Below are 12,287 nucleotides of genomic sequence, written 5' to 3'. Positions count from 1 at the left end.
AATCAAAACCACCAGTGTGAACTGGTGGTTTGCTCTTCGGCTAAAAGCCTTTGTTGCCGGCCTCGGCCTAAAAGGCCCACCGAATTGGTTTCCCTTCTGCACCACATTTACTCACCGATTCTAAAGAATCTCTTATTTCTTCTCATTTTTCTCGCCTGTAAATGGGTCATACTCTTCAAACAGCGTCAGTTGATCTCCCATGTAGTCTTCTCTTAGCTGATTTCTAATGTATTCTTGTATTTGTTTCTTATTTCTCCCCACCGTATCAACATAGAACCCTCGACACCAAAATTTCCGATTTCCATATCTATATTTTAAGTTAGCATGTCGGTCAAATATCATGAGACTACTCTTCCCTTTTAGAAAGCCCATAAATTGAGATACACTCAACTTTGGTGGAATACTTACTAGCATATGGATGTGATCCGGACATGCATTAGCTTCGTGTATCGTCACACCTTTTCGTTCACACAATTCCCTAATGATTTGGCCGATACTTTTCTTGTACTTTCCATAAATGATTTGCCTTCTATACTTTGGCGCAAACACAATGTGATACTTACAATTCCATGTTGTGTGTGCTAAACTGTTCTTGTCCTTCATTGGGCAATCCTCCTTCTATGGTGAGATGGTGCGGTCGGGAAACCTACTTTATCTTACCATGAAGCGAGGATTTTTTTACCACGCTAAAAGCTTTCTGGAACCCCTGGCATAGCCAGGGGTTTTCAAAATCGCTAAAAAAAAGGCTTGAAAAGTCTAACGTTTTAGACTTTCAAGCCTTGAACGATTCAGTCATCTTGACAGACGTCAAAAAAAGCTCTCGTTTCTTTCGTTGGTAAAAGCCGTCCTTCAAGCCGACGTTTCACCTCTTCTATCAATCGTTTTCCAAGTCCTTCTTGGCGAAAGGAAGGGTTTACACTAAGATGATGTAGTTCAGCGTCCCCATTGGCTAAATGACAAACGCCAATGACGGCCACATAATCATCTTCAACCTTCCATAAAAATAACTCCCACTCTGTTTCTTTTTCATAAAGATCGATCGTTTTCTGCAATTTCTTAATCTCTTTTTCTTTCGGCATAAACGAGATTAAGCCCATAGCGATTTTTCGCTGTGCAGATTTATACGGAAATAACATGATTCTCCCTCTTTTTGGCAACTTGCTTTACGCAAAGCCAATTGACTTTTTTCCATTATATCATTCGACACATCTAGACGTACGTTGTCCTCTCGATTTCATAATAGATAGCAAGACGAATTAAAAAAGGGCGACCCTCATCCATAAGTATTCATGGAAACGATAGAAGAGTCAACCCTTTTTTCCTGCTATTATTTTGACAATTCTTTACTTAAATTCGCCATTTCAATCGCCGCAGCAGCTGCTTCCCAGCCTTTGTTTCCTGCTTTTGTCCCAGCCCGCTCGACGGCTTGCTCAATCGTATCTGTTGTTAAGACACCGAAAATAACCGGAATACCAGTGCTCATGTTGAGCGCGCCAACCCCTTTGGCCACCTCATTACATACGTAATCAAAATGTGGCGTTGAGCCGCGAATGACCGTTCCAAGCGTAATAATAGCATCATATTTCCCAGACTCCGCCATTTTTTTTGCCGCAAATGGAATTTCAAAGGCACCTGGTACCCATGCCACATCCACATCAGCCTCGGAAGCCCCATGCCGCCTTAGTGCATCCTCTGCACCACCAAGCAGCTTACTCGTAATAAATTCATTAAACCGTCCAACAACAATTCCTACCTTTAATCCTTCTGCAACTAAATGTCCTTCAAACGTTTGTCCCATGTTCTACGTCCTCCTCTAGAATGAATGTTTCGTTCAATTACGAATGAGTAAAATTTAGCAGATGTCCTAACTTTTCGTGCTTTGTTTTCAAATAGCGCTCATTATCTTTGTTATGAGGTAATTGGAGCGGCACCCGTTCAACCACTTCAAGGCCATACCCTTTCAAGCCCGTAATTTTTCGCGGATTGTTTGTAAGGAGGCGCATTTTTGACACACCTAAGTCGCGTAAAATTTGCGCGCCCATTCCATAGTCCCGAAGATCAGCAGGAAAGCCTAATTTCTCATTTGCTTCTACAGTATCATAGCCTTCTTCTTGAAGCTTGTATGCCTTCAACTTATTCATGAGACCGATACCACGACCCTCTTGACGCATATAAAGGAGTATCCCTTTGCCTTGTTGCTCGATTTGTGTGAGAGCTGCCTGGAGTTGTGGGCCACAATCGCAACGGTGAGAACCGAACACATCACCTGTTAAACATTCGGAGTGAACACGAACGAGTGTTGGTTCACCTTCAACAATCTGTCCTTTCACTAAAGCGACACTCTCTTTTCCATCAATGACATCTGTATAACCGATTGCACGGAATGAGCCGAAATCCGTCGGTAAGGAAATATCTACTTCACGCTTGACAAGCTTGTCTTTACGGTGACGATATTCGATTAAATCTTTAATTGTGATCATCTTCAGTTCAAACTGATCGGCGATTTTTCGCAAATCAGGAACTCGTGCCATTGAACCATCTTCTTTAATGATTTCACAAATAACCCCTGCCGGCTCAGCGCCTGACAAACGAGCTAGATCAACGGCCGCTTCTGTATGACCGGCCCGTCGGAGTACTCCTCCGTTTTTCGCTATTAGGGGGAAAATGTGACCTGGTCGTTTGAAGTGGTGCTTTTTCGTTTTCTTATCAATTAACGCCTGAATCGTCATAGCCCGTTCATGGGCAGAAATTCCTGTGGTCGTCATTTGATGATCAATGCTGACGGTAAACGCCGTACCATGGGGATCAGTATTATGGTCCACCATGGGGACAAGATCTAATTCCTTTGCCCGCTCTTCCGTAATTGGCGTGCAAACGAGACCACGGCCATGCGTGATCATGAAGTTAATCACTTCTGGTGTTGCTTTTTCAGCAAGGGCTACAAAATCCCCTTCGTTTTCCCGATCCTCATCATCACAAACGATCACGACTCGACCTTGCATTAATTCATATATTGCTTCTTCAATCGGATCAAATAGCTTTTTGTCCATATTATCACCAGCCTTCTGCCTGTTTAATTGTATCCGTGCTCTGTTAAAAAGGCTTTCGTCAGCCCGCCTTCGTTCACTGGTTTTCCTTGCTGCACAAATTGCTCGATGTATTTTCCGATCAGATCGCATTCAATGTTGACGATATCGCCTGCTTTTTTTAAGCCAATGATCGTTTCCTCCATGGTATGAGGAATAATCGAAATCGTAAACGTTTTGTCTGAGACGTCAAAAATGGTGAGGCTTGTGCCATCCACTGCAACCGAGCCTTTATGGATCATATAACGACGTAAAGATGAGGACACTTCGATCGTATAATATACAGCGTTGTCCTTCCGTTCTTTTTTACGGATCGTACCGATTCCATCCACATGACCTGAAACAATATGTCCACCGAACCGACCGTTAGCTACCATCGCCCGCTCTAGGTTGACCCGCGAGCCTTTGCTCAGTAGACGTAAGCTCGTTGCTCGAACCGTTTCCGGCATCAAGTCTACGGTAAATTGAGTGTCAGTAAACGAAGTAACCGTTAAACATACTCCGTTAACCGCGATGCTATCGCCTAATTGCACATCACTGACAATTTTTTTGGATGTGATCGTCATCACGATCGCTTCCCCTGTTTGCTGAATCGCATCAATGGTGCCTACATCTTCAATAATTCCCGTAAACATCGTTTCCATCCTCCTTCGCCCTTGCCACAATCTTCACATCTGGGCCAATTTGTATCACTTCCTGCACTTCAAATGGAAGGGCGTCCGCTACAGCAATCACACCGTCACCACCTATTGCTGTCGGGGCTGCAGCTCCTCCAAAGACCTTTGGAGCTAAGTACGTTATCACTTGATCGACGGTGCCTGCTTTTACAAAGCTACCGTTTACGGTCGCACCCCCTTCCACAAAGACAGAAAGAATATTTTTTTCTCTAAGTGTTTCAAGTACAGCTTCTACAGAGACGTTAGGTAACGAAAAAACTTGAACTCCCTTTTCTTCGAGGGCCTTTTTTTTCGCTTTATCAGCTCTCTCCTCAGTAAATATCCAGGTTGGTGCTTTCCCATCAGTGATTACGTTCCTATCAAGAGGTGTGCGAAGACGACGATCCAGGATGACGCGAACTGGGTTCAATCCTCCAGCAGCAAGTCTCGTCGTGAGTGACGGATTATCAGCAAGTACCGTACCTACACCAACAAGAATAGCGTCGTGTTCATGTCGATACCGGTGGACATCCTCCCTCGCTTGCTCGCTCGTAATCCATTTGCTGTTTCCCTGAACTGTTGCCGTTTTCCCATCCAGAGTCGTGGCCGATTTGATCGTTACATAAGGTCGTTTCGTTCGCACAAAGTGGAAAAAGATCCGGTTTAGATCTAGCGCTTCTTGCTTACAAATACCTACCTCCACTTCGATTCCCGCTTGCTGCAATTTACGAATCCCCCGACCGGACACTTTTGGGAACGGGTCCTCTGTGGCAATTACGACGCGAGCTACACCTGCCTCGATCAATAAATCAGCACACGGAGGGGTTTTACCATAATGGCTACATGGCTCTAACGTTACGTACGCCGTCGCACCTTTTGCCTTCTCGCCAGCCATTCGGATCGCATGAACTTCAGCATGAGGCTCTCCAGCTTTTAAATGAGCCCCCATGCCGACGATTTGCCCATCCTTGACAACGACTGCGCCAACGAGTGGGTTTGGAGAGGTTTGCCCTCGGGCTGACTCAGCGAGTGCTAGTGCTAGCTTCATATACTGTTCATCTGTCATCACATGTTACCACCTTTACCCGATTAGAAAAACTTTCTTTCGTTCTCTTGCGTCTCCCTTTTTTTATATAATGATTCGAAAAGCGAGTGTCATTCTTTGGAAAGCGCAAAAAAGCCCCAGAGATTTTGTTCTCACGGGGCATACTTTGACATACGAAAATGCGTTCGCACGTTGTCATGCGACAAGCAGTGGTTCCATTTGGACAGACTTCTCCCTTGTGTATACGTAGGTTTTTTGCCCACGAGAAAGAAGATGTGCAATCATGCACATTTTTCCAAATTGAACCGTACGTTTCCTTCTCCCATCCAGACTTTCACTGTCGGTCCCGGATTTTCACCAGGTCCACCGCTTACTGATATCAGCAACCGGGTCACGGACTAAGAAGCATTCGCTTCATCACCGCCGGTCGGGATTTCCACCCAGCCCCGAAGGATAAAAATTAATTATTCAATTTTCCTACTGGAATCCGATCAACCTATCGTTCTCGATATAATCGAAAACCTGCCAACATCCTGCCACGTCATAAAACGGGGGATTTAGCTGACTCGATCGTATCACCAGCAAAATAAAAAAGCAAGGATTTTAACTTTCTTGCTGTTCACCTTCATTGCACAGCGCTTAATTGGTTTAGCACTCAATCACCAACGAACTAAGCACGAATCACGTCCATTTCTAACTCTTGAAAGTCACTGATTTGTTCCTCACTAGTTTTTGAATCTGTAATGATCGTATCAATCGTTTCCATCGACGTAATTCGCGAAAAGGCTTGCTTTCCAAATTTCGTATGATCGGCGAGCAAAAACACGTGATCGGAAATATCGATCATTTTCTGTTTCACGAGTGCCTGCATTTCGTTGGAGTCGCTTATCCCCCGCTTGGCATGCACTCCTTGGCAAGAGATGAACGCTTTGTTCACATGATACAGTTCAAGCGTTTGATTCGTTTGGGGGCCAACAAAAGATAACGATTTTCGTAGTAAGGTGCCTCCTACCGTAATCACCGTTATTTTTTCTCGTTTGGCTAGCTCCATCGCCACTTTCATCGAGTTCGTTAAAACCGTTAACGGTACATCTGGCAACCGTTTCGCCATATACCAAGCGGTTGTGCTCGCATCTAAAATGATTCGATCGTTCGTGGTCACATATGTGACCGCTTGAGCTGCGACGGCTTGCTTTTCATTTACATTTCGGATTTCCCGTTCAAAATATGGGGCCTCTGTGTCTTCCTTTATGCTAACTGCTCCGCCATGGCTTCGTTGCAGCTTCCGTTCGCTTTCAAGCTTTTCTAAATCACGGCGAATGGTCTCCTCAGTTACGTTAAACAATTGACTTAATTCCGATACACGAACGCTCCCTTTTTCAGTGACGAGCGCAATGATTTTTTCATGCCTTTCGGCTACAAGCATCGTTTCTTTCCCTCCGTGGACATGTCAATTTACTAGCTCTGTTCAACATTTTAGCCGATGAATGGGAAAAATGCAGCCACGATTGACTGCACTCCTAATGGCGCTGGAGCAGCACTTCTTTCTCATAAATCGCAATCTCCTTGAGCCACTCCTCTTTAATGGGCACATTCATCCTTTCGCAATATTCATTCCATATCGCGCCCAGCGGATACGTTTTAAATTCTTCTAGCACTGCCAACCGTCTCGTATAATCTCCTGTCTCCTGCCACTCTTTTAACTGTTTGTGCGGGATGAGCATAGCGAACAACAATGCTTTAATCACATTGCGCGTTCCAATCGTCCACGCCGCGATTCGATTAATGCTCGCATCAAAGAAATCCAATCCGATCAGGACGCGATCAAGAGCATCGTTTCGCACAATTTCCAAGGCAATTTCCCTCAGCTCATCATCAAACGTGACGACGTGATCGCTATCCCAGCGAACCGGTCGGGAGACGTGTAAAGCGAGCTTATCATGAAAAAGGAGCATCGCGGAAATTTTATTAGAGACCGTTTCAGTCGGGTGGTAATGGCCTGTATCGAGTAAGCAGAGCTTATCATTTTTCAAGGCATAGCTTAAATAAAACTCGTGGGAGCCGACGACATATGATTCAGAGCCGATGCCAAACAGCTTGCTTTCCACCGCATCAAGATTGTACGCTTCATTGATCTCAGCAGCAAAAATTTGATCCAGCGATTCCTTTAATCGTTTTCGAGGGGTTAAGCGATCACTCGGTGTATCTTTGTAACCATCAGGAATCCAAATGTTCGTTAAACACGGGGTCTCGAGCTCTTTCCCAAAATACTCACCAATCTTTCGACTAGCGATACAATGGTCGATCCAAAACTGACGGATCGCTTGGTCTGGGTGAGCAAGGGTCAGTCCGTCTTTCGCTTTTTCATGAGAAAACAACGTCGGGTTAAAATCTAGCCCTAGCCCATGCCTTTTCGCCCAACGGACCCACTTTTCAAAATGCCTCGGTTCGAGTTGATCCCGCTCCACCACTTTACCGTCCGTTTCTGCATAAATCGCATGCAAATTAACGCGATGCTTTCCCGGGATCAGCGACAGCGCTTTTTCTAAATCCATCCGTAACTCTTCAGGGGTGGTCGCTTTCCCAGGATAATCTCCCGTCACATCAATCCCGCCAGACAACTCGCCTTTGCTCACTTCGAAGCCGCCTACATCGTCTCCTTGCCAGCAATGGATCGAGATTGGAACTTGCTTCAACCGCTCAAGTGCTTCCTCTACGTCAATGCCCCATTGTCCATATTCTATTTTCGCTCGCTCAAATTGACTTTTCACGCTCATCCTAAGCCTCCTTGTTACGTATGTTTACCTATTCCCTATCTGCCGAAACGTACCGTTTCACGTCGAAAGAGTCATAAATCAGCTTTCGCGCCTGCTGTATCGATTCGATTTCGCCTAGCGCCATCCACTGGGCTACGAGATTTCCAATGGCCGTTGCCTCAATCGGGCCTGCAAATACATCTTTTTTCGTTCGATCAGCAATGAGCTGGTTAAGTAATTCATTACGACAACCACCACCGATGACGTTGATAGATTTAAAATCTTTTTCAAAAATGTCTTCGATTTCAGCGACTGCGCTCGTATAGCTTTCTGCGAGGCTTTCAAACACGCACTTTGCTACTTCACCGGGGTGCTCCGGAGCTTGTTGACCGGTTTCTTGACAATAGCGTTGAATTTCTTTGATCATGTTGGTAGGCTTTAAGAATCGAGGATCATTTACATCAACAGTAGATTTAAACGAAATCCCTTTAGAAAGCTCAACTAATTGAGCAAATGAGTAACGGTTGTCGTAGTTCCGCCTCACCTCTTGAATCATCCAAAGACCCATAATGTTTTTTAGAAAACGGAACTGGTAGTTCATTCCACCTTCATTTGTGAAATTATAATCTAACGCTTTTGTTACACAAATTGGAAACGAATTCTCTACTCCAATGAGTGACCACGTTCCCGAGCTAAGATAAATGGTGTCCGCCACTTTCGGAACGGCAACAACAGCTGACCCCGTATCATGAGTAGCTGGCAAGATCACCTCAAGGTCAAAACCAACCTCTTCTACCCATTCACTTTTCAACTTTCCAAGGGATTCTGTTGGCAATTTGATTTCTTGGAACATATCGGGGTTGAACCCTAACGCTTCGATAATGTCTTTGTCCCATTTTTTTGTAAACGCATTAACGAGCTGAGTCGTCGTCGCATTTGTATATTCATTCGCTTTTTTTCCTGTAAGCAAAAAGTGAAAATAATCAGGAATCATTAAAAACGACTTTGCTTTTTTAAAAATGTCTGGATGTTGTTTCTTTAAAGCATACAGCTGATAAATCGTATTGAACTGTTGAAATTGAATTCCCGTTTCTAAGTATAAACGCTCCTTCATAAACTGCTCGATAACCTCTTCCATCACGCCATCAGTGCGAGGATCTCGGTAGGAAACGGCGTCGGTTAACGGCTTGTCGTGCTCATCAAGGAGGACAAAATCGACAGCCCATGTATCGATTCCCATCGATACAGGCTCAATCCCAGCCTCGCGACACTTTTTGAGTCCTGTTTTAATCTCTGAAAATAGAGCGTCCACGTCCCAACAAAACTGTCCGTTTTTCTCAATGATTTGGTTTTCAAAACGATGAATTTCGGTTAAGTGGATTTTTTTGTTACACTCTCCAATGATTAGCCTTCCACTAGAAGCGCCAATGTCGACAGCCAACGAATAGTTCATTTTACAGCACCTCCTATTTCATAAGTGCTTTCTTATTTGTCTCTGAAGCAGCCCACCCATGGATCATTCACCTGGGACGGGGGCAACCTCCGTATAGTTATCGCGTGAATGCAGCAGGAACACCGCCATCAACCGTCAACATGCACCCGGTCGTTTTCTCCGCTTTTGACGAAGCAAAGAATAAAATTGCTGCAGCAATATCTTCCGGGTAAACATTGACGAGCAAGGTCGTTCGTTTACGGTAGTGCTCCTCCAGTTGATCTGGTTCAATTCCGTATGCAGTCGCACGTTCTTGTCGCCATCTGGATCCCCATATAGCAGATCCTTGTAGTACAGCATCCGGGAGGACAGAATTGACACGGATCCCAAACGGGCCACCCTCTGCTGCAATGCATCTCGCCAAATGAGTTTCAAGTGCTTTCGCCGAACTATACGCCGTTGCATTTTTTCCTGCATAAACAGAATTTTTTGAACCAATAAACACCATATTTCCACCCGTTCCTTGCACTTTCATTTGCTTAAACGCTTCACGGGCGACGAGGAAATAGCCTGTTCCTAGTACGTTCAAGTTCAAGTTCCATTCGTCAAGAGTGGTTTCATCAAACGGACTAGACGTTGCCAAACCTGCATTGTTGACAACAATATCAATGCCTCCATACGTTAAGGTAGCCTGTTTAAATGCAGCTTGTACTTGCTCCTCGCACGTCACATCCATTTTTACCGCAAGCGCCCGGTCCGTACCGTACTGCTCATTTATTTCGCTAACGACCTTCTCCGCTCCTTCAAGATTAAGGTCAGCAACAACGACATGGGCTCCTTCAGCGACGAACTGACGGCACGTCTCGCTACCAATTCCACCAGCTCCACCAGTGACGAACGCTACCTTTCTCGAAAACTCAGCCTCAGCCGGGGCTAATGATAGTTTGTAAAGTTCAAGTGGCCAATACTCAATATTGTACGATTCGTTTTCATTCAGAGAGACAAACGTTCCAAGAGCAGTTGCTCCCTTCATCACCGCGATTGCTCGATGATAAAGAGCGCCACTCACGCGAGCCATCGTGACGTTTTTCCCTGTGTTCACCATTCCGATTCCTGGAATGAGAATTACGCGCGGCGCAGGCTCAAACATCACATCGCCTTCGTTTTTGTTCCGTTCAAAATACGATTTGTACTCCTCTTTAAATGAGGAAATTCCATCCTTAATGGCATCGATTAACTGATTGATGTCGTTCATAGACGGGTCCCACTTAACGAACAGTGGCTTCATCTTCGTATGCACCAAATGATCTGGGCAAGCCGCCCCTACCTGTGAAAGTCGAGCTGCATCTACACTATTCACGAACTCTAATACATCGTCACCGTCGTCAAACGTGACAATCATTTTCTTTTCATCGCTTACAGCACCGCGGATGACCGGCATCACATTAGCGAGCATGCTCATACGCTCTTCTTTTGCTAATGCTGTATATTTCCCCCCTCCGAAAATAACGCTTTCATTAATCCGTGAACGAATGTACGCTTCCGCTTCATTGATGACTGATATCGTTCGGTCATAACTTTCCTTCGCTGTCTCCCCCCAAACGACGAGCCCGTGTTTTTCCATTAATACTAGCTCAGCATGAGGATTTTTTTGTACGCCCTCAGCTATCAATTTTGATAAAGAAAACCCAGGTCTAACGTATGGGACCCAAACGAATCGATCACCAAAAAGATTCTTTGCGATTTCCTTACCATTATCAGCACAACAAATGCTAATGATCGCATCGGGATGTGTGTGGTCTACATGCTTAAAGGGTAAAAACGCATGAAGCAACGTTTCAATTGATGGACGCGGATGATTTCGATCGATCATACAATGACCTAAGTATTCAACCATTTCTTCATCTGACATTTCCTCGCGCTCGATTAACGGACGAATATCTTCCAAGTTTAAACCTGTGAAATTCTTCGCGCCCATGGTTGCAAGATCAGAACCACTTCCTTTCACCCACATGACTGCGATTTCACGGCCACGAAAATCTTTTTCTACTGTTTTCATCGATGTATTACCACCGCCCCAGTTACAAACGGCACGGTCTGAGCCGATTAAATTCGACCGATATACTAATTCATCAAGTCCTGTAGAAAGAGTAGCAGCTTTTTCTACATCCCATGCATTTTGTACCATAAATACCTCCGCTTATTTTTGTTTCATTTTTGTTTAAACTATATCATATTTTGTTTTTGTTGTATATATGTTTTTTTATGTGGGATATTTTATTCAGTGCAGTGGTATGACCATTTTTTTGTAATGAGGTGTTTTTGCTCCTTCAGGAGTTAATAAAAGGAGTAAAACTTGAATCCTGTTAAATAGACCATCTATATTTTTATCATTTAGTATTTAGAAACAACAAAAGCACCCCCGTGTTGGAGTGCTTTTACTCGTGTTTCCTTTACTCTTCGTCCCAGACTTTCACTTCTTGCATGACATCGCCTTGGCGAATACGGAGAACCGTATCCATTCCTTCAATCACTTGACCGAAAACCGTATGTACACCGTCTAAATGCGGCTGAGGCTCGTGAACGATGAAGAATTGGCTACCGCCTGTATCTTTCCCAGCATGAGCCATAGATAATGCACCGGCTACATGCTTATGAGGGTTTCCTTCGGTTTCACATTTTATTGTATAGCCTGGACCACCTGTTCCGTTTCCGATTGGACATCCGCCCTGAGCAACGAAACTTGGGATCACCCGATGGAACGTTAGACCGTCGTAAAAGCCTTCTTTCGCTAGTTTTTCGAAATTTTCAACCGTACCTGGTGCTGCTTCTGGGTAAAATTCAATGACGATTTTTTCGCCATTTTCAAATGTAATGCTACCTTTTTTCATACATAAATTCCTCCTTAACAGTCGTCGCCTTATTTTACAATAAAAAAAGGCAGAAAGAAAATAAGAAGCGAGAGATTTAAAAATCAACTCCCAAAAGGAAGCTTTTGCACAAGTTGCTCCATTTTTTGTTTAGGTGACCGGTGTTCTTATTTATTAGGTTTATGGCGCGTCTGGGGATATATGTCGACTTCCCGACCACCACGGTCTAGACGAAAGGGCTTGAGGCTGAAAGTTGTCCTTATGGGTTTGATTTTTGCTATAATGACCCGTATGTAAGCCTTTATTTTATCTAGGGGTAGTGTCAAAACTTCTATGAAAACCTTATTTGGATCTAACACTACTACCATTTATTAGGTGGAAAGGCCGCGCTATCGCTCTTGACAAACACGCCAATGGTTTATTCAGAGGTCAATCAAGGGCG

11 protein-coding genes and 1 riboswitch are annotated in these 12,287 nt (G+C 44.4%); all 11 genes read right to left on the bottom strand.

From position 1 onward, the window contains the following. Positions 1–132: 132 nt before the first annotated feature. The 11 genes from tnpA to E2L07_RS04930 all read right to left on the bottom strand — a co-directional run bounded on the left by tnpA (position 133) and on the right by E2L07_RS04930 (position 11,866). A complete protein-coding gene (gene tnpA / locus E2L07_RS04980) occupies positions 133–603 on the bottom strand; it encodes an IS200/IS605-like element IS657 family transposase (RefSeq protein WP_010896358.1) in 471 nt (156 codons plus the stop codon). Positions 604–788: 185 nt separating this feature from the next. After that, positions 789–1,136, bottom strand: a complete 348-nt coding sequence (locus E2L07_RS04975) for a GNAT family N-acetyltransferase (protein ID WP_053431418.1) — start codon at positions 1,134–1,136, stop codon at positions 789–791. 191 nt (positions 1,137–1,327) lie between these two features. Next, positions 1,328–1,798, bottom strand: coding sequence for a 6,7-dimethyl-8-ribityllumazine synthase (gene ribH, locus E2L07_RS04970; protein ID WP_010897720.1), 471 nt, complete (start codon positions 1,796–1,798; stop codon positions 1,328–1,330). 37 nt (positions 1,799–1,835) lie between these two features. After that, positions 1,836–3,050: a bifunctional 3,4-dihydroxy-2-butanone-4-phosphate synthase/GTP cyclohydrolase II gene (locus tag E2L07_RS04965; protein ID WP_010897719.1), complete on the bottom strand. Its 1,215-nt coding sequence runs from the start codon at positions 3,048–3,050 to the stop codon at positions 1,836–1,838. 23 nt (positions 3,051–3,073) lie between these two features. Continuing rightward, entirely contained in the window at positions 3,074–3,721 is a 648-nt protein-coding gene (gene ribE, locus E2L07_RS04960; protein ID WP_010897718.1) for a riboflavin synthase, read from the bottom strand. Next, positions 3,702–4,808: a bifunctional diaminohydroxyphosphoribosylaminopyrimidine deaminase/5-amino-6-(5-phosphoribosylamino)uracil reductase RibD gene (gene ribD / locus E2L07_RS04955; protein ID WP_010897717.1), complete on the bottom strand. Its 1,107-nt coding sequence runs from the start codon at positions 4,806–4,808 to the stop codon at positions 3,702–3,704. The genes ribE and ribD overlap by 20 nt, the downstream gene beginning before the upstream one ends. Before the next feature lie 289 nt (positions 4,809–5,097). After that, a riboswitch (FMN riboswitch) is annotated at positions 5,098–5,245 on the bottom strand. A gap of 212 nt (positions 5,246–5,457) precedes the next feature. Beyond that, positions 5,458–6,213 (bottom strand): DeoR/GlpR family DNA-binding transcription regulator, encoded by a 756-nt coding sequence (locus E2L07_RS04950; protein WP_010897716.1) that lies wholly within the window; start codon positions 6,211–6,213, stop codon positions 5,458–5,460. Positions 6,214–6,307: 94 nt separating this feature from the next. Further along, positions 6,308–7,564 carry an L-rhamnose isomerase gene (rhaA, locus tag E2L07_RS04945; RefSeq protein ID WP_134228991.1) on the bottom strand — a complete coding sequence of 419 codons (1,257 nt, stop codon included), beginning with the start codon at positions 7,562–7,564 and terminating at the stop codon, positions 6,308–6,310. 28 nt (positions 7,565–7,592) lie between these two features. Then, entirely contained in the window at positions 7,593–8,996 is a 1,404-nt protein-coding gene (gene rhaB / locus E2L07_RS04940; RefSeq protein ID WP_134228990.1) for a rhamnulokinase, read from the bottom strand. 97 nt (positions 8,997–9,093) lie between these two features. Beyond that, a complete protein-coding gene (locus E2L07_RS04935) occupies positions 9,094–11,163 on the bottom strand; it encodes a bifunctional aldolase/short-chain dehydrogenase (protein WP_134228989.1) in 2,070 nt (689 codons plus the stop codon). A gap of 265 nt (positions 11,164–11,428) precedes the next feature. Beyond that, positions 11,429–11,866 (bottom strand): peptidylprolyl isomerase, encoded by a 438-nt coding sequence (locus E2L07_RS04930; protein ID WP_134228988.1) that lies wholly within the window; start codon positions 11,864–11,866, stop codon positions 11,429–11,431. Positions 11,867–12,287 lie beyond the last annotated feature (421 nt).

Source organism: Halalkalibacterium halodurans, assembly GCF_004376175.1.
Taxonomy (GTDB): Bacteria; Bacillota; Bacilli; order Bacillales; family Bacillaceae_D; genus Halalkalibacterium; species Halalkalibacterium halodurans.
This window is presented reverse-complemented; position numbering and strand designations above follow the sequence as displayed.

What these genes read in the sequence shown, in the direction of transcription:
- tnpA (WP_010896358.1), bottom strand. Translation starts at nt 603, where the DNA reads ATGAAGGACAAGAACAGTTTAGCACACACAACATGGAATTGTAAGTAT.
- E2L07_RS04975 (WP_053431418.1), bottom strand. Translation starts at nt 1,136, where the DNA reads ATGTTATTTCCGTATAAATCTGCACAGCGAAAAATCGCTATGGGCTTA.
- ribH (WP_010897720.1), bottom strand. Translation starts at nt 1,798, where the DNA reads ATGGGACAAACGTTTGAAGGACATTTAGTTGCAGAAGGATTAAAGGTA.
- E2L07_RS04965 (WP_010897719.1), bottom strand. Translation starts at nt 3,050, where the DNA reads ATGGACAAAAAGCTATTTGATCCGATTGAAGAAGCAATATATGAATTA.
- ribE (WP_010897718.1), bottom strand. Translation starts at nt 3,721, where the DNA reads ATGTTTACGGGAATTATTGAAGATGTAGGCACCATTGATGCGATTCAG.
- ribD (WP_010897717.1), bottom strand. Translation starts at nt 4,808, where the DNA reads ATGACAGATGAACAGTATATGAAGCTAGCACTAGCACTCGCTGAGTCA.
- E2L07_RS04950 (WP_010897716.1), bottom strand. Translation starts at nt 6,213, where the DNA reads ATGCTTGTAGCCGAAAGGCATGAAAAAATCATTGCGCTCGTCACTGAA.
- rhaA (WP_134228991.1), bottom strand. Translation starts at nt 7,564, where the DNA reads ATGAGCGTGAAAAGTCAATTTGAGCGAGCGAAAATAGAATATGGACAA.
- rhaB (WP_134228990.1), bottom strand. Translation starts at nt 8,996, where the DNA reads ATGAACTATTCGTTGGCTGTCGACATTGGCGCTTCTAGTGGAAGGCTA.
- E2L07_RS04935 (WP_134228989.1), bottom strand. Translation starts at nt 11,163, where the DNA reads ATGGTACAAAATGCATGGGATGTAGAAAAAGCTGCTACTCTTTCTACA.
- E2L07_RS04930 (WP_134228988.1), bottom strand. Translation starts at nt 11,866, where the DNA reads ATGAAAAAAGGTAGCATTACATTTGAAAATGGCGAAAAAATCGTCATT.